Annotated in this window: 12 protein-coding genes and 1 tRNA gene; 4 read left to right on the top strand and 9 right to left on the bottom strand. The window is 73.0% G+C overall.

Annotation, left to right across the window (positions count from 1 at the left end; all coding sequences use genetic code 11):
* Positions 1-40: 40 nt before the first annotated feature.
* From ACFZB9_RS06065 to ACFZB9_RS06050, 4 genes are all read right to left on the bottom strand, one after another.
* Positions 41-1642, bottom strand: a complete 1602-nt coding sequence (locus ACFZB9_RS06065) for a chitinase (protein WP_391444011.1) — start codon at positions 1640-1642, stop codon at positions 41-43.
* A gap of 318 nt (positions 1643-1960) precedes the next feature.
* Positions 1961-3928 carry a BTAD domain-containing putative transcriptional regulator gene (locus ACFZB9_RS06060; protein ID WP_391444009.1) on the bottom strand — a complete coding sequence of 656 codons (1968 nt, stop codon included), beginning with the start codon at positions 3926-3928 and terminating at the stop codon, positions 1961-1963.
* A 207-nt stretch (positions 3929-4135) separates the two neighbouring features.
* Positions 4136-4209, bottom strand: a tRNA-Met gene (locus tag ACFZB9_RS06055).
* Positions 4210-4295: 86 nt separating this feature from the next.
* Positions 4296-7256 (bottom strand): UPF0182 family protein, encoded by a 2961-nt coding sequence (locus tag ACFZB9_RS06050; RefSeq protein WP_391444304.1) that lies wholly within the window; start codon positions 7254-7256, stop codon positions 4296-4298.
* A 195-nt stretch (positions 7257-7451) separates the two neighbouring features.
* Here ACFZB9_RS06050 and ACFZB9_RS06045 point away from each other — a divergent pair, with 195 nt between their 5' ends.
* The gene (locus ACFZB9_RS06045; RefSeq protein ID WP_391444008.1) at positions 7452-8021 is read left to right on the top strand and encodes a PPA1309 family protein; all 570 of its coding nucleotides are present in this window, start codon (positions 7452-7454) and stop codon (positions 8019-8021) included.
* A gap of 123 nt (positions 8022-8144) precedes the next feature.
* On the opposite strand, the gene ACFZB9_RS06040 is transcribed toward ACFZB9_RS06045, so the two are convergent.
* From ACFZB9_RS06040 to ACFZB9_RS06025, 4 genes are all read right to left on the bottom strand, one after another.
* The gene (locus ACFZB9_RS06040) at positions 8145-9227 is read right to left on the bottom strand and encodes a PDZ domain-containing protein (protein WP_391444006.1); all 1083 of its coding nucleotides are present in this window, start codon (positions 9225-9227) and stop codon (positions 8145-8147) included.
* Between the two features lie 67 nt (positions 9228-9294).
* The gene (locus ACFZB9_RS06035) at positions 9295-9495 is read right to left on the bottom strand and encodes a hypothetical protein (protein ID WP_391444005.1); all 201 of its coding nucleotides are present in this window, start codon (positions 9493-9495) and stop codon (positions 9295-9297) included.
* 272 nt (positions 9496-9767) lie between these two features.
* A complete protein-coding gene (locus ACFZB9_RS06030; protein ID WP_391444003.1) occupies positions 9768-10226 on the bottom strand; it encodes a molybdenum cofactor biosynthesis protein MoaE in 459 nt (152 codons plus the stop codon).
* 101 nt (positions 10227-10327) lie between these two features.
* Positions 10328-11476 carry an NAD-dependent epimerase/dehydratase family protein gene (locus ACFZB9_RS06025; RefSeq protein ID WP_391444002.1) on the bottom strand — a complete coding sequence of 383 codons (1149 nt, stop codon included), beginning with the start codon at positions 11474-11476 and terminating at the stop codon, positions 10328-10330.
* Between the two features lie 187 nt (positions 11477-11663).
* Here ACFZB9_RS06025 and ACFZB9_RS06020 point away from each other — a divergent pair, with 187 nt between their 5' ends.
* Both ACFZB9_RS06020 and ACFZB9_RS06015 read left to right on the top strand, forming a co-directional pair.
* Positions 11664-13238, top strand: coding sequence for a zinc-dependent metalloprotease (locus ACFZB9_RS06020; protein WP_391444303.1), 1575 nt, complete (start codon positions 11664-11666; stop codon positions 13236-13238).
* Positions 13235-13798 carry an NUDIX hydrolase gene (locus ACFZB9_RS06015; RefSeq protein ID WP_391444000.1) on the top strand — a complete coding sequence of 188 codons (564 nt, stop codon included), beginning with the start codon at positions 13235-13237 and terminating at the stop codon, positions 13796-13798. The genes ACFZB9_RS06020 and ACFZB9_RS06015 overlap by 4 nt, the downstream gene beginning before the upstream one ends.
* Before the next feature lie 48 nt (positions 13799-13846).
* Here the strand turns inward: ACFZB9_RS06015 and ACFZB9_RS06010 are convergent, their stop codons facing one another.
* Positions 13847-14566: a M48 family metallopeptidase gene (locus ACFZB9_RS06010; protein WP_391443998.1), complete on the bottom strand. Its 720-nt coding sequence runs from the start codon at positions 14564-14566 to the stop codon at positions 13847-13849.
* Positions 14567-14804: 238 nt separating this feature from the next.
* Between ACFZB9_RS06010 and ACFZB9_RS06005 the strand changes: the two genes are divergently transcribed.
* Positions 14805-15923 (top strand): ThiF family adenylyltransferase, encoded by a 1119-nt coding sequence (locus ACFZB9_RS06005; protein ID WP_391443996.1) that lies wholly within the window; start codon positions 14805-14807, stop codon positions 15921-15923.
* Positions 15924-16066 lie beyond the last annotated feature (143 nt).

Raw genomic sequence — 16066 nt, 5'->3', positions numbered from 1 at the left:
GGAGGCGAGCGGTGGCGGGGTCAGGTGGGGGACGGCCGGCTCAGCCCATCTGGTGCAGATGGCCGCCGACCGTGGTGGCGATGGAGTTGCCGTTACTGGCATCCCAGTTGGTGGACCAGGTCATCGCGCCGCCGATGCCGGGCCAGGTCGTGGGCGGTGTGAAGGAACCGCAGTTCGTCCCCCTGGCCAGGCAGTCCAGCGCGTTGTCCACGGTCGCCGGGGAGAGGTAGCCGCTGCCGGCCGCACTGGTCGAGGCCGGTACACCGAGGCCCACCTGGCTCGGCGCGAGGCCGCCCTGGAGCTGGATGCAGGCGAGCGCGGTCAGGAAGTTCTCGGTGCCCTCGGAGTAGACGTTGCCGTCGCAGCCGTTCATCGAACCCGAGTTGTAGTACTGGGTGTTGACGACGGTCAGGATGTCCTTGGTGTCCAGCGCCAGCTGGAAGTACGGGGTGCCGGTGGACTGCATGTCGATGGTCTGCGGCGCCATGGTGAGCACGAATCCGCTGCCCACCTTCGCCGCGAGCGAGTGCAGCGCCTGGCTCATGTAGGTCGCCGTGACACCGTTCTCCAGATCGATGTCCACCCCGTCGAAGCCGTACTGCTGGATCAACGCGTAGGCGCTGTTGGCGAAGTTGGCGGCGGAGGTCGAATCGCTCACCGAGATGGTGCCGTTCTGGCCGCCGACCGAGAGGATCACCTTCTTGCCGGCCGCGTGCTCGGCGGCGATGTCGGCCCTGAACTGGGCGTCGGTGTAGCCACCGAGCTTGCCGGCCAGGGTGGGGTCCAGGCCGAAGGTGATGCCACCGGGGTTCGCCGGGTCGGCGTTGGCGAAGGCCACGGCGATGATGTCGTAGGCCGGGTCGACATCGCTGATCCGCTGGTCGGTGGCGCCGTTGTCGAAGTCCTGCCAGTAGCCGGTCAGCAGATGCTGGTTCCCGCCGCCAGGTCCCGTGGGGGTGGAGGTGGTGGTGGGAGAGGTGCTGACCGTCGGCGTGGAGGTGACCGGCGGCGTGCTGGTCGGGGTGCCGGTGGGGGACCCGGTGGGCTGCCCGGTGGTGGAGACGGTCGAGGTCGGGAACACCCCGGGGCCGCTGAGCAGCAGGTCGTCCGCCTGGTAGGCGCCGGTGCCGTACCAGCCGTGCAGATAGACGGTCACGCTGGTGGTTCTCGACCCGGTGGTGAAGCTGGTGGACAGCTGGTTCCAGGCGGAGTTGGTGCTCCAGGTCGATGGGTCCGTCGCCCCGGTGCCACTGGCGCCCAGGTAGACGTAGCTGCCCTGGACCCAACCACTCAGGCTGTAGGTGGAGTTGGGCTGGACCATGACCTGCTGGCTGCACTGCGCGTCGTCACTGCCCGCAGGCGTTGCCTGCAGGGCGTACTTTCCGCTGTGGACCGGGCTGGTGACGACCGTTCCGGAGTTCGCCGAACAGCTCCAGTTCCCGAGGGTCCCGGTCTCGAAGCCCGGATTCTGCAGCAGGTTGATGGTGTCGGCGTTGGCGCTGCCGCCGGAGGTGATCAGCACCGCCCCGCTCACCGTAAGGGCGAGCGCCGCCACCGAGGCCAGCGCGGTACGGGCCGGCGACAGGCCTCCTGGTCTCGGTGCGCCGGGTCTTCTCTCGGTCTGTCTGGTCGCACGGTGCACGGGGCAGCTCCTCGGATCGGCGGGACGGCGCGGCGCACTCGGCCGCGCCCGGACGCGGACGGGGCGACAGGGAGCGTTAAGTCCCCCGGCGCGGCGAAACCCGCCGGGGGACGAGACGGACTCAGAGTGGACTAGACCAAATACCCGGTCAAGGGGAGCCGCCACGACCGCCCGCGCCGAGCGCACGTCAAGAGACCGGCGAGCTCACGCAATCCCGCCCGAGGCACCATCAGGGCAGGTGGGGCGGGGTGCGCCGAGGGGCGTCAGCGGGGTGTCAGCATCCGGATTCCATCCCCGGTCCATTCCCCGCAGGACCGCTCAGGCGCCCGCCTCGGCCGCCCCGCCCCGCCCGGCGACCGGTCCGTCGACCGGCGCCGCCGGCCGGGCACCGGCCCGCGCGAAGAGCGCCGTGAGCGGATGCAGCCGGTAGCGCCCGTCCGGGTCGGCCAGCAGCAGGCCGTACTCGGCGAGCAGCTCCAGCAGGCGCTCGGCCTCCCGCTCGGGCCGAGCGAGCAACGGGCCGACCACCGCCGCGTCGAACCCGGCCGGCCCCAACGGGCCCAGCCGCCGCAGCACCGCGACGGCCGCCGCGCCACCCGGCGTCCGGCGCAGCCGCGCCTGAGCCGTGCCGAGCGCCTGCGCCACACCCCGCCCGCCCGGGCCGAGTTCGGCCAGCCGACCGTCCTCCTCGGCCAGCCGGGCCGCCAGCCAGGACAGCCCGCGGCCCGGCCGGGCCAACAGCCGGGCCGCGGCCCCCCGCAGCGCCAGCGGCAGCCCCGCGCAAGCGGCCAGCACCGCCGCCTCGGCCGCCAGGTCGGCGCCGGCCTCGTCCGCCTCGCCCGGATCGGCTCCCCCGGCCTGGACAGACCCCGGGACGGCCGAGGAGTCCGGCCCGGCGACCAGCCGCCGCCAGAGCCGTTGCGCGTCCTGGCCGCCCAGGCAGCCCAACGCCAGCAGCCGGGCCCCGGGCAGCCCGGCCGGCCGCCCCCGGCAGGTGACCAGCACCGCGCAGCTCGGCGAGCCGGGCAGCAGCGCGGTCAACTGCGCCTCGTCCCCGGCGTCGTCGAGCACCAGCAGCAGCCGGCGGCCCGAGCTCACCGAGCGGAACAGCGTGCCGCGCCGCTCCGCCTCGGGCGGCAGCGACTCACGCGCCACCCCCAGATCGGTCAGCAGCCGGCCCAGCAGCGCGCCCACCTCGCACGGGCGCCCGTCCGCCTCGTGCAGGTCCAGATAGAGCTGACCGTCGGGGAACCGCTCGCGCAGCCGGTGTGCGGCGTGCACGGCGAGCGCGGTCTTGCCCACCCCGGGCGGCCCGCTCAGCACCACCACCGGCACGGCACCCGCCCGGCGCCCGGCACCACCGGCCCCCAGGGTGCGCGCGATCACCCTGGCCTCGGCCGAGCGTCCGGTGAAGTCCGCCAGATCGGAGGGCAGTTGCGCGGGCCGACAGACCGCCCGCAGCCGCACCGTCGGCTCCGGTTCGTCCGGCCGGTCCAGGTCCAGGCTCGGGTCGGTCCGCAGGATCCGCTGGTGCAGATCGTCCAACTCCCGCCCGGGCTCAAGCCCTTGACCGGTGATCAACGACTGCCGGGTCTCGGCGAAGACGGCCAGTGCCTCGCCCTGCCGACCGGCGCGGTAGAGCGCCAGCATCAGCAGCCCGCGCAGCCGTTCCCGCAACGGCTGCGCGGCCGCCAGCAGCCCCAGCTCAGCGACCACCTCGTGATGCCGGCCGAGCAGCAGGGCGAGTTCGAACCGCTCCTCCTGTGCGGCCAGCCGCAGTTCGGCCAGCCGGCCCCGGTGCAGCGCGGCGAACGGGCCGGGCAGCCCGTCCAGCCCGCTGCCGCGCCACAGCGCGAGCGCCTCGTCCAGGGTGCCGGCGGCCAGCGCCGTCTCGCCGGCCGCCCGCTGGCCCCGGGCCCGCTGCCGGGCGGCCTCGAACTCCTGCAGATCCAGCTCACCGGGGCCGACCGCGAGCCGATAGCCCGCGCCATGCGAGGAGAGCACCCCCGCCGGCGCCCGCCGTGGCCGCTCGGGCTCCAGGATCTGCCGCAGCCGTGAGACGTAGGTGGCCACCAGGCCAGGCGAGTTGACGGTGGCCCGGGCGCCCCAGACCGCCTGCACGATCTGCTCGCGCGGCACCGGCTCGTTGGCGCTGAGCAGCAGCACGGCCAGCACCGCGCACTGCATCGCCGGCCCCGGATCGCGGACCGCCCCGGCCCGGTGGACCAGCAGCGGCCCGAGCAGCTCGTAGCGGAGCGCCGCGTCCGCCCCGGCCCGCGCGACCATCCTCCGCTCCCCTCACCCGTGGGAGCGGCCCGCGGGGTGGACCCACGGTGGACTAGACCAGAGGCGGCGTCAACACGTCCGGCGGAAAAACTTGTCGTGACGGCGACAACGCACGCGCCGACCAGCTCCGCGGAACACCCGGAGGCAACCCGGAAACGTAAAAAGACCGAAGGCCCGGAGATGAAATCTCCGGGCCTTCGGTTTCAGTAGCGGGGACAGGATTTGAACCTGCGACCTCTGGGTTATGAGCCCAGCGAGCTACCGAGCTGCTCCACCCCGCGTCGTTGTGTCTCAACCATAGCACGGTCTTCGGGCCGGCTGCGCCCACCGCCCGGCCGGCGGTGGGCGCAGCTGCCCAGCTCAGCGGCTACGGCGAGGCGCTCGGTGCCGCGGACGGCGGTGCCGCGGACGCCCCGGACGGCGGGGCCGACGGCGCCGTGGCGGCCGACGGCGCCGACCCGCCGGTGCTCTTCTGCTCCGCCGCCACCGCCGCGTTCAACGCGTCCTGCAATGCCTTCTGGGCCGCCCCGTACGCCACCCAGTCCCCGGCCTTGAAGGCGTTCTGCGCATCGGTATTGGCCTTCTGCATCGCGTCCAGCGCCTGCCTCAGGGCCGGATCGAGGCTGCCGCCACCGCCGCCCGACGCGGGCGGCGGGGTGCTCACCCCGCCGCCGGGCGCCGTGCCGGTGGCCCCGGGCGCAGTACCCAGAACCTTGGTGAGGGCGTCCGGCAGATTGCCCTGGAAGGCCACGTTGTCGTTCCCGTACACCGCGAGGACCTTCTGCAGGACGGGATAGTTGGAGCCGCTGCCCTTGACGTACACCGGCTCGACGTTGAGGAAGCCACCGCCCACCGGCAGCGTCAGCAGGTTGCCGTAGTCCAGGTTCGAGTCACTGCCGTTCTTCAGCAGCGTGATCTGACTGGCCACCGTGGAGTCGGAGTTGAACTTCGCCTGCACCTGGGTCGGCCCCGGTGTGTTGCTGTCGCTGGGCACGGTGAGGATGCGGATCCTGCCGTAGTCGGGCCCGGGGTCCGAGTCCACCGACATGAAGGCGGCCAGATTGCCGCGGCCGCTGGGCACGAAGGTGCTGTTCAGCGAGAAGGTGGCGGACGGCATGTCCGGCATCCGCAGCGTCAGGTAGTACGGCGGCTGCAGCTGCTTGCTGTCGTTGGTCGGGTCGGCCGGCACCTGCCAGATGTCCGTCCCGTTGAAGAAGGCGTTCGGGTCGGTCATGTGGTACATGCCCAGCAGGTCGCGCTGCACCTTGAACAGGTCCTGCGGGTACCGCAGGTGCGGCAGCAGGTCCGCCGGGATCGCGCTCTGCGGCTGGACCGTGCCGGGGAAGGCCTTCATCCAGGTCTTCAGCACCGGGTCGGTGGCGTCCCACTGGTACAGCGTCACCTGGCCGGTGAAGGCGTCCACCGTGGCCTTGACCGAGTTGCGGATGTAGTTGACCTGGTCGGCGTCGCCGACCACCTGGCCGCGCTCGCTGCTGAGCGAGTCCTTGGTGGCGTCGCCCAGGGTGGTCTTGGAGGAGAACGGGTAGCCGTCCGAGGTGGTGTAGCCGTCCAGCACCCAGGTCAGCCGGCCCCCCTCGACCACCGGGTAGGGGTCGCCGTCGACCGCCAGCCAGGGCGCGACCTTCGCCACCCGCTCCTGGGGCGTGCGGTCGTAGAGCACCTTGGCGCCGTTGGTGATCGCGCCCGAGTAGAGGATCTGCGGCTCGCTGAACTTGACCGCGTAGGCGGCCCGGGTGAGCGGGTTGTTCAGCGAGACCCCGCTGTCACCGGTGTACTGGTAGGTCTGCGCACCGCCGTCCGCGGTGTTGTCGATCTCGTGGTTGGAGCCGCCCACGATCGAGTACGTGGTGGTGTTCTCGCCGTAGTAGATCCGCTGCTCGTAGTCGCCCAGGCTGCCGGTGGCGGGCAGGCCCGACTCGGTGAAGACCGGCTGGCCGTTGCCGTTGACCTGGTTGCCCTTGGCCGCCACCACGCCGTAGCCGTGGGTGTACTTGAAGTGGTCGTTGATCCAGTTGTGCTGCTGGACACCGTTGGGGTTCAGCTCGCGCACGCCGATCACGGTGTCCTGGACGCCGTTCGCCGTGCTGTACCGGTCCACGTCCAAGGTGCTCGGGAAGCCGTAGTAGGAGCGCTGCTGCTCCATCTGCTGGAAGGTCGGCGAGACGATGTTGGGATCGAGCAGCCGGATGTCCGAGATGGTCTGGCTGTCCTTCTGCACCGAGCCGGCGTCGGCCGTGGCGGTCGGCGTGTACTGCTGGGACTGGCTGCCGGCGATCCCGTAGGCCTGCCTGGTCGCGTCGATGTTCTGCTTCAGATAGGGCGTCTCCTTGGCCTGCTCGTTCGGCTTGACCTGGAACTGCTGCACGAGCGCCGGGTAGAGCCCGCCGATCAGCACCGCCGAGAGCGCCATCAGGCCGAAGCCGATCAGCGCCGGTGCCCAGGTCCGCCGGATCGGCGTCAGGAAGAAGAGCAGCGCGCAGATGATCGCCACGCAGAACAGGATCGTCTTGGCCGGCAGGAACGCGTTGGCGTCCACGTACCGCAGACCGGTGTACCCCGGAACGCCCTTGTAGGAGCCGGTCTTCACCGCCAGCGCGTACCGGTCCAGCCAGTACGCGACGGCCTTGAAGAGCACGAAGAGTCCGAGCAGCACCGCGAGATGGCCCTGCGCACCGGCGGTGGCCCGCCGCCCCGGGCCCTGCATCCGCAGGCCGCCGTAGAGGTAGTGCACCAGCAGCGCGCCGAGCAGCGAGACCACCACCGCGCTGAACGCGAAGCCGAGCAGGAACTGGTACCAGGGCAGGTCGAAGGCGTAGAAGGAGACGTCCAGGTGGAACTGGCTGTCCTTCACCCCGAAGTCGGTCGCGTTGGTCCACAGCAGCCACAGCCGCCACTGCCCGGCCGCCGCCGCACCCGCGATCAGGCCGACCGCCAGCGAGATGCCGATCAGCAGCCACCTGCGGTAGGGCGCGATCCCCATCCGGTAGCGGTCCAGGCTCTGCTGCTCGACCGACATCGCCGAGAGCGGCGGCCGCAGCCGGTGGGCCACCCAGATGTTCAGCCCGGCGACCGCCGCCATCAGCAGCCCGAAGACCGCGAAGAGCCCGGCCTTGGTCCGCACTTCGGTGCTGAAGACCGAGGAGTAGTGGACCGACTTGAACCAGAGCCAGTCCGTCCAGAAGCCCGCGAACAGGACAAACCCCAGGAGCAGCAGGACCAGCACGCCTACCGTGAGCAGCAGGACCTTGGCTCGGCGGGAGGGCGGGCCGACCCTTGGCCTGAAGCCCTGCCCGCCCCGGTCGGGCATCTGGAACACCAAGACGGCACCTCTGCTGTTGTTGTGGTCGGATCGGACACGGACGAATCGGACACGGACGAGCAGCCCTTCGGGCCGCTTCCCCCGAGTGCAACTTAACCAGCCGTTCGCCGAGTTCCCGGGCCCAGGTCGCCCTCCACGCGGGTCCGGGCCCGGGGCAGGCCGCTGACGTGTGAGGATGGGTCCATGTCCGATGCCACCAACATCCCCTCTCCGCCTGCGGACGGCCTGCCGCCGGCCGCGACCCCGCTCACCCGCGCCGCCCTGGAAATCGACGAGTACGTCGCGGGGCTCGGCTGGGACAAGCCCGCCCGCCTGTTCGCCCTGGTCGACAGCGCCAAGCTGCGCCGGTCCAACCCGGCGGTGGCCAGGCAGCTCGGGCTGGAAGACGAGACGGCGGGCGCCCTGACGCCGGTCGAGCAGGAGGAGCTGGCACCGAACACCGTGCTGGACGAGTTCCTGGCCACCATCGCCTGGCCGCCGGAGGTGGCGGGCTGCGCCCTGGTGGTCGAGCGCCTGATGCTGCCGCCGGGTGCCGAGAAGAGCCGCCCGGCCGGCGCCACCGAGGCGCAGCTGTCCGAGTGGGTGGCCAACCACCCCGACCGCCAGGAGGTGCGGATCACCGCCGCCGTGCTGCGCGACGGCAAGCGCGAGATCGCGCTGCGGCTGCGCGAGAAGGACCTGGCGCGCGAGGTGCTGACCGGTCCCGACCTGGTGCCGGGGCTGACCAAGGCGCTGCTGGCGACCTTCGCCTGAGTCGCTGGGCCCGGCGCTGCGGCCGCTGAGCCCGAACCGAACCGCCCGAACACAAACCGCCGCCCGGCCCGAGGCTGACCTCGGGTCGGGCGGCGGTTTCGTTGTCGCGCAGGCCCCGGCCGCTCAGGACACCGAGCAGGAGGCCAGCGCCGAGTCCTGCCCCGCCCGGATCTGCCCCAGCGCCTTGAGCGCGTCGTCCAGGGTGTTCACCTTGATCAGCCGCAGCCCGCTCGGGGTGTTCTTGCCGGCCTCGGCGCAGTTGTCGCTCGGGGTGAAGAAGAACTTCGCCCCGGCGTTCCGGGCCGCGATCACCTTCATCGAGATGCCGCCGATCGGCCCGACGTTGCCCTTGTCGTCGATCGTCCCGGTCCCCGCCACGAAGGCGCCGCCGGTCAGGTTGGTGGGCGTCAGCTTGTCGATGATCCCGAGGGTGAACATCAGCCCGGCGCTCGGCCCGCCCACGTCCTGCAGCCCGATGTCGATCTTGAACGGGTAGCTGTGACCCATCTGCGTCTGGATGCCGACCATCGCCTTGCCGGTCTGCGGGGACTTGCCCGTGGTGATGGTCACCTGGTTCTCGTCGCCCGGCGCCGGGTTCATGCTGTCCTTGTCGTGCGGCACCACCGTGAAGACCACGTTCTCGCCCGGCGCGTGCTTGGTGACCAGATCGGCCACCTGCTTGTCGTCGGTGACCGCCGTGCCGTCGACCGCGACGATCCGGTCCCCCGCGTGCAGCTTGCCGTCGGCGGGGGTGTCGGCGACCACGGCGGCGATGTTCACCTCACTGCCGATCGGGATGCCGAGCTCGGTCAGCGCGGCCGTCTTGGCGCTGTCCTGCGAGGAGGCGAACTGCTCGGCGTTCTGCTGCTCCGACTGCTGCTCGGTCTGACCCTGCGGGTAGAGCGTGTTGTGCGGCACCACCAGCACGTCGTTGCGCAGCCAGCCGACCACCACCGAGACCAGGCTGGGCTGGTAGTCCGCACCGGTGACCTGGACCGTCGTCATGTTCAGGTGGCCGGTGGTCGGATAGGTCTGGTGCCCGGCGATGCTGATCACCGGGGTTCCGGACTTGTCCTGCGCGCCGAGCGTGTTGTACGTCGGGCCGGGGCTCAGCTGCGAGTAGGGCACGTGCATCAGCACGGAGACGCAGAGCAGCGCTATGAGCAGCAAGGTGGCGGCGAGCATCGTCGCAGAGCGGCGTGGCATGCAACGACAGTACGGGACCACCACTGAACGGCGCCCGCCGGGCCGGGCACCCGGACCGGTGGCCCCGCTACGCCGCCGGACGGTCCGAGCCGGCCTCCGGGACCCGGTGCGCACCGGTGCTGCGCTCCATCGCGGCCAGGAACCGCTGGTGCTCGGCGAGGGATGCGCCGTCGCCGGTGGCGCGCGGCGGCCGGGCCGCCCAGGTCGCCCAGAGCGCGGCGATCACACCCGCTACGACGGGGATACCCAACCAGGCCAGTGCTCCCATGTCCGGTCCTCCCACTCGTCGCCCCGGCTCGTCGTGGCCGGCCGGACTCGCCTCGGCCACTCCCAGCCCGTCGTCGTACCTATCAGCACATTAACCGCCCGGTCTGAGAACGGCCTTGGCACCATCCGCGTCACGGGGTGGCCAAGGACGCCACTCCCCGGATGTATTTGTAGGACTGCTCCACGGCCGAATGGGTTCCCGCCCCGGAAGGTCGTGCGGCACGCATCAGATCACTGGGCGGACCGGTCCGCAGATCGGCAGGGCAGGGCAGGTCAGCAGGAGCCGGCGCCGACCCACTCCTCCTCGCCGTCGGTGAAGACCTGGTGCTTCCAGATCGGCACCTCGTGCTTGAGGTCGTCGATCAGCTTGCGGGCGGCGGCGAAGGCCTCGCCCCGGTGCGGGCAGGCGACCGCCACGATCACGGCGGCGTCGGTGATCGCCAGCCGGCCGACCCGGTGCACGGCGGCCAGCGCCCGGACCGGGTAGTCGGCGACCACCTTCTCCGCGATCCGCCGCATCTCCTGCTCGGCGCTCGGGTGGCAGCTGTACTCCAGCGCGGCCACCGACTTGCCCCCGTCGTGGTCGCGGACCGTCCCGACGAAGATCGCGGTGCCGCCGGCGGCGTCGTCGCCGACGGCCGCGTACACCTCGTCCAGCGAGAGCGGGGTCTCCCGGACGGCCAGCAGACGGATGGGGTCGTGAATCTCGGACATGCCCCCATGATCGGTCATGCCCGGCGGGCGGCGGCAATTGTCGGGTCGTCCAAGACGGCCCGCACCCCGGCCGCCCGCCGCGGTACCCCGGCCCCCGTGCCCCGGTGTGGGGCCCGGCCTCAGATCCGCCGCCGCTTGCGAGCCCGGCGGACCAGCGCCGCCGTCCCCACCAGGGCGACCGTCGCGCCCGCCGCGCCCAGGCTGGTGGCGGCCTCCTTGCCGCCCAGCCGGCGCCCGGCCACCGCGTGCTTGCCGGCCACCTGGCCGAGCAGCTCGGCCAGCACCTCCTCGTTGCTGTACCGCGGCCGCCAGCCCGCCTCGTGCAGCCGGCTGCCGGACACCACCCAGGGGTACATCGTGTACGCGAGGTCCCCGGCCGGGGCCGGGGTCAGGCCGAGCCGGTGCAGCCGGGCCGCGGTGCCGAGCGCCAGCGCGGCGGGCAGCTCCATCCGGCGGATCCCGGAGAGCTCCTCGACCTCCTCCTGCTCCAGCCAGCCGTCACAGCCGACCGTCACCTCCCCCTCGACCAGGCCGAGCACCGCGTACTCCAGCGCGCAGGCCAGGTCGTCCACATGGCAGAACTGCCAGCACGGCCGCGAGCCGGCCACCACCAGCAGCCGGGGCGCCTCGAAGTGCCTGGTCAGCACGGTGTCCACGCCGGGGCCCACCACCACGGCCGGCCGCAGCACGGTGACCTGCAGCCCGGGGTGGGCACGCGGGGCTCGCCGGGCCAGCCGCTCGATCTCCAGCAGGTCGCCGACCAGGCTGGCCTCCTCGGTGGCCCGCAGCTCGCCGTCCTCGGCCAGCGGCACCTCGTTGTCCGCCAGCGCGCCGTAGACCATCGCCGAGGTGCAGAGCACCACCCGGTGCACGCCGGCGGCCGCGGCGGCGGTGAGCACCGTCTGCGCGCCCCGGACGTTGTAGGCGCTGCGCGCCCGCGGGTCCGACTCCATGTTCAGGTCCATCGCGAGGTGCACCACCACGTCCACCCCGCGCAGCCGCTCGGCCACCGCCGGGTCCCTGATGTCCAGCACCCGCCACTGCACGCCGGCGGCCTCGCCGCGCCGGTCGTCGATCGCGAGCACCTTGCGCACCCCCGGCGATCGCACCAGCCGGGCGGTGACCAGCTCGCCCAGGACACCGGCGGCGCCGGTGACGGCCACGGTCAGCGGTCGTCCGCCGTAGGCTGGGGAGGCGGACCAAGGGTCCGCCTGGTCCTGATCGCCTCCGGTCAGCCCAGAGCGAACGTCCGAAGGCGGGGAACTCACCGGCCATCCTCCACGGTTAGCTTATGTGCGTACGTACGAGTGTCACGTACGGTCCATCCTGCCCGAGGAGAGGGCCTGGCGGTGCACCCGGCACCGGCGAGCCCACCCTGGCCCTTGACTCGCCACCCCCCACTTGCTTTCCCGCCACACCGACCAGCGCGTGACGGCCGACCAGATCGAGGACCCAGTGAGCGACCTCCCCTTCGGATTCGGTGTCCCGCCCGAGGAGCCCGACGAGGGCAAGGACCAGGGCGGCAAGCAGGATGACCAGGCGGATTCCGGAAAGCCCGGGAACTCCGGCGAGCAGCCTTCGCCGTTCGGCTTCGGTGCCAACCCGCTCGGCGCGATGTTCGGCATGGGCGGGGCCGGCGGGCAGGGCGGCGCGGGCGACAACCCGTTCGCCGCGATGATGGGCGGCCTCAACCCGAACGATCTGGGTGCCGCCTTCCAGCAGCTCGGCCAGATGCTCTCGTTCGAGGGCGGACCGGTGAACTGGCAGCTCGCCAAGGACATCGCGCGCCAGACCGTGGTCGCCGAGCCGGCCGAGGGCAAGCAGAAGGACCGCTCGGTGAGCACCGCCGAGCACTCGGCGGTGGCCGAGGCGGTGCGGCTGGCCGAACTTTGGCTGGATTCGGTCACCGAGTTCCCGTCCTCCTCCGCGAGCGCGGCGGCCTGGAGCCGGGCCGAGTGGATCGAGGCCACCCTGCCGGTCTGGCAGGAGCTGGTCGATCCGGTGGCCGAGCGGGTCGGCAACGCCATGGGCGGCGTGCTGCCCGAGGAGATGCAGGCCATGGCCGGGCCGCTGATGGGCGTGATGCGCTCGATGGGCGGCGCCATGTTCGGCACCCAGATCGGACAGGCGCTGGGCGCGCTGGCCGCCGAGGTGCTCGGCTCGACCGACATCGGCCTGCCGCTGGCACCGGCCGGCAAGGCCGCGCTGCTGCCGCAGAACATCGCCGAGTTCGGTGAGGGCCTGAGCGTGCCGGCCGAGGAGGTGCGGCTCTACCTGGCCCTGCGCGAGGCCGCCCACCAGCGGCTCTTCGCCCACGTGCCGTGGCTGCGGGCGCACCTGTTCGGCGCCGTGGAGGCCTACGCCCGGGGCATCAAGGTCGACACCTCCCGGATGGAGGAGCTGATGGGCCAGCTCGACCTGGAGAACCCCGAGGCGATGCAGGAGGCGCTCTCCGGCGGTCTGCTGCAGCCCGAGGACACTCCCGAGCAGAAGGCCGCGCTGGCCCGGCTGGAGACGGCGCTGGCACTGGTCGAGGGCTGGGTCGACGCGGTGGTCCACGCGGCCGCCGAGCCGCACCTGCCGCAGGCCGGCGCGCTGCGCGAGACGCTGCGCCGCCGCCGGGCCACCGGTGGCCCCGCCGAACAGACCTTCGCCACCCTGGTCGGCCTCGAACTGCGCCCGCGCCGGCTGCGGGACGCCTCGCGCCTGTGGGCCTCGCTGGCCGATGCGCGCGGCATCGAGGGTCGCGACGGGCTCTGGGAGCACCCCGACATGCTGCCGACCGCGGCCGACCTGGACGACCCGGACGGCTTCGTGCACCGCGGCAACGGGGAGCAGATCGAGGGCGGTCTGGACTTCGACGCGATCACCAAGCTGCTCGGCGAGGCGGCGGGCGAGAGCCAGGCCCCCTCCGGCCCCGCCCCCTCCGGCCCCGCCCCCTCCGGCCCGGACGCCGACAAGCCGAAGGACGACGGGCAGCAGGACGACGGGCAGCAGGACGACAAGCCGAAGGACGACCCGACCGCATGATGCACGCCGATGCCGTCCGCGCGCTGACCTCCTGGACGGCCGCCGAGGCCGACCAGGAGCAGCTGCGCGGCGACTACCTGGCCCACCTTGCGGAGCACCAGGACGGCCTGTGGCGGTCCTGCCGGCCCGCGCACCTCACGGCCAGCGCCGCCGTGGTCGATCCGGCGGCCGGGCGGGTGCTGCTGACCCTGCACCCGAAGGTCGGGCTCTGGCTCCAGATGGGCGGCCACTGCGAGCCGGGCGACGAGACGCTCGCGGCGGCGGCACTGCGCGAGGCCACCGAGGAGTCCGGGATCACCGGCCTGCGGCTGCTCAGCGGCGCGGACGGGCACCCCTCGCCGGTCAAGCTGGACCGCCACCGGGTGCGCTGCGCCGGCAAGGACCAGCCGGAGAACACCCACCTGGACGTGCAGTACGTGGCGGTGGCCCCGGCGGGCGCGCGGGAGCTGATCAGCGAGGAGTCGCTCGACCTGCGCTGGTTCGCCTATGACGAGCTGCCGGAGCTGACCGACGTCTCGGTGCGGCGGCTGGTGGACCGGGCGCGCGAGCTGACGGCCTGAGGGGTCCGGACGGGCCCCGACGGCCCGGACCGGCCCGACCTCAGCCGCTCAGCCGCAGACCTCGCCCGGATCGGGCGCCTCCTCGGGCACCCCGGGCACCCCGGGTGCCCGGGCGCCCGGGATGTGCGGCAGGCGGGCGGCCGAGGCCACGCCCTCCAGGTAGCCGCGGGCCCGCTCGGTGCGCGGGTAGGCCTCCAGCAGCGCCCAGAAGCGCGGGCCGTGGTCCGGCACCAGCAGGTGCGCGAGTTCGTGCAGCAGCACGTAGTCCAGCACGTACTCCGGCATGCCCTGCAGGCGGTGCGAGAGGCGGATGGTGCGCTCGCTCGGGGTGCAGGAGCCCCAGCGGGAGTTCTGGTTGGTGACCCAGCGGACCTGGTCGGGCCGGGCCCGGCCGTCGAGGTAGGCGGCGGAGAGCCGGCCCGCCCGCTCGGCCAGCGCGTCGTCCCCCAGGGCCCGGCGGCTCTCCTGGGCGGCCAGCCGGTCCAGCATCTGGGCCACCCAGCGGTGTTCCTCGGCCGTGGACATCCGCGCCGGGATCAGCACGATCGTGCGATCACCCTCGCGGTAGGCGGAGACGGTGCGGCTGCGGCGGGTGCTGCGGCGGACCTCGACCGGTCCGTGCGGGCTGTTCGGGGCGGCCTCCGGCCCAGGGCCCGGATGGGCCGCGCCTGGCCGCCCGCGTGTACCGGGCGTCGCGACTCCCGACCCGGCCGCTGGACGGGCACGCCGAGGCGACGCCGAGGGCTGGGAGTCCCGTTCGGCTGCCATGGCACACGACGTTACCCGCTGCTACCGACAGAAGTCCGCTGCCCCGGCCGATTTGTTTTCAGCAGTGATCGTGCGCGGATCGTGATTGAAATGAGCGAATTGACTGCCGATCGGATCTTCTCCCCAGGCTGTGGATAACCGACTTGGCCAATTCCCGCAGGTGCGGCAGGCTGTCATCACCCAGCGCAATCGGCTGATTCCCATCAGCCATCACGCGTCCGTCGGGAGGGAGACCGCCATGCGTCCCATGCTCAAGCCCGCGCTGTCGAAGGCCTGGCGCGACCGGGAGACCCTGCAGTTCGGCACCGCCCCCGAGCGGGCCCATGTGGTGGACCAGGCCGACGAACGGTTCTGCGCCTTTCTCGGCCTGCTCGACGGCGTGCGGGACGAGCCGGCCGTGGCGGCGGCCGCCGAGGGCCTGGGCCTGGCCCCGTCCTACGTCGCCCAGGCGCTGCGCTCACTGACCGAGACCGGCCTGCTGGACGACGCGCTCGCCGTCGAGCAGGCGCTGGCCGAGCTGCCGCCGGCCCGGCGGGAGCTGCTCGGTCCCGACCTCGCCTCGCTCTCGCTGCTGCATCCCGAGCCGGGCGCGGGGGCCGCGGCGCTGGCCCGCCGGTCGGGGCTGCGCGTCCAGGTGCGGGGCGCGGGCCGGGTCGGTGCGGCGGTGGCGGCGGTGCTCGCGGCCGGCGGGGTCGGGGTGGTGGAGGTGGCGGACCAGGGCCGGGTGCTGCCCGGGGACTGCGCCCCCGGCGGCATCCCGGCCCAGGAGGTCGGCCGGCCGCGGGCCGCGGCCGCCCGGGAGGCGGTGCGGCGGGCGGCCGGTCTGCCGGGCGGGGCGGCCCCTGCCGCAGCTGTCGCCACGCCCGGCGCATCAGGCACGTCAGGCACGCTCTCCCCCGCCACCGACCGGCCGCCCGATCTGGTGGTGCTCGCGCCGCGGGACGGCAGCGGCGCCCTCGCCGGTGACCCCGCCGAGGCCCACGCCCTGATGCGGACCGGCATCCCGCACCTGTATGTCGGCGTGCTCGAACACCTGGGTGTGGTCGGGCCGCTGGTCGTCCCCGGTGCCTCGGCCTGCGGCCGCTGCCTGGCGATGACCCGCACCGACCAGGACGCGGCCTGGCCCCGGCTGCTCGCCCAACTCACCGCCGAGGGCCCGGCCAAGGCGCGCGCGCCCGCCTGTGACGGCGCGGTGGCCACGGCGGTGGCCGGTCTGGCCGGGCTGCACGCGCTGCTGCTGCTCGACGGCGGGCGGCCGCCGAGCGTGGACGGCTGGTGCGAGGTCTCCGCCCTCGACGGCATGGTCCGCCGACTGCGGCTGCCACCGCACACCGAGTGCGGCTGCTTCTGGCGCTGACCTGTCGCTGACACCGCTGCCGGCCCTGGGCCGACGCGGCGCCGAACCGGTCCGAAGCCACTGCCCAGGCCCTGGCCGGGTCCACCACCCGAGCGGGCACAATGGCCTAGTGACCGCCGTCCCCCAGCCGCCGCAGCCGCGGT

This window comes from Kitasatospora sp. NPDC008050 (genome assembly GCF_042957465.1).
Lineage (GTDB): Bacteria > Actinomycetota > Actinomycetes > Streptomycetales > Streptomycetaceae > Kitasatospora.
Note: the sequence above shows the minus strand (reverse complement) of the source record. Positions and strands in the feature narration are given on the sequence as shown.

Coding starts and splice junctions, on each gene's coding strand:
- ACFZB9_RS06005 (WP_391443996.1), top strand. CDS start 14,805: ATGCGTCCCATGCTCAAGCCCGCGCTGTCGAAGGCCTGGCGCGACCGG.
- ACFZB9_RS06050 (WP_391444304.1), bottom strand. CDS start 7,256: ATGCCCGACCGGGGCGGGCAGGGCTTCAGGCCAAGGGTCGGCCCGCCC.
- ACFZB9_RS06060 (WP_391444009.1), bottom strand. CDS start 3,928: ATGGTCGCGCGGGCCGGGGCGGACGCGGCGCTCCGCTACGAGCTGCTC.
- ACFZB9_RS06010 (WP_391443998.1), bottom strand. CDS start 14,566: ATGGCAGCCGAACGGGACTCCCAGCCCTCGGCGTCGCCTCGGCGTGCC.
- ACFZB9_RS06040 (WP_391444006.1), bottom strand. CDS start 9,227: ATGCCACGCCGCTCTGCGACGATGCTCGCCGCCACCTTGCTGCTCATA.
- ACFZB9_RS06015 (WP_391444000.1), top strand. CDS start 13,235: ATGATGCACGCCGATGCCGTCCGCGCGCTGACCTCCTGGACGGCCGCC.
- ACFZB9_RS06045 (WP_391444008.1), top strand. CDS start 7,452: ATGTCCGATGCCACCAACATCCCCTCTCCGCCTGCGGACGGCCTGCCG.
- ACFZB9_RS06030 (WP_391444003.1), bottom strand. CDS start 10,226: ATGACCGATCATGGGGGCATGTCCGAGATTCACGACCCCATCCGTCTG.
- ACFZB9_RS06035 (WP_391444005.1), bottom strand. CDS start 9,495: ATGGGAGCACTGGCCTGGTTGGGTATCCCCGTCGTAGCGGGTGTGATC.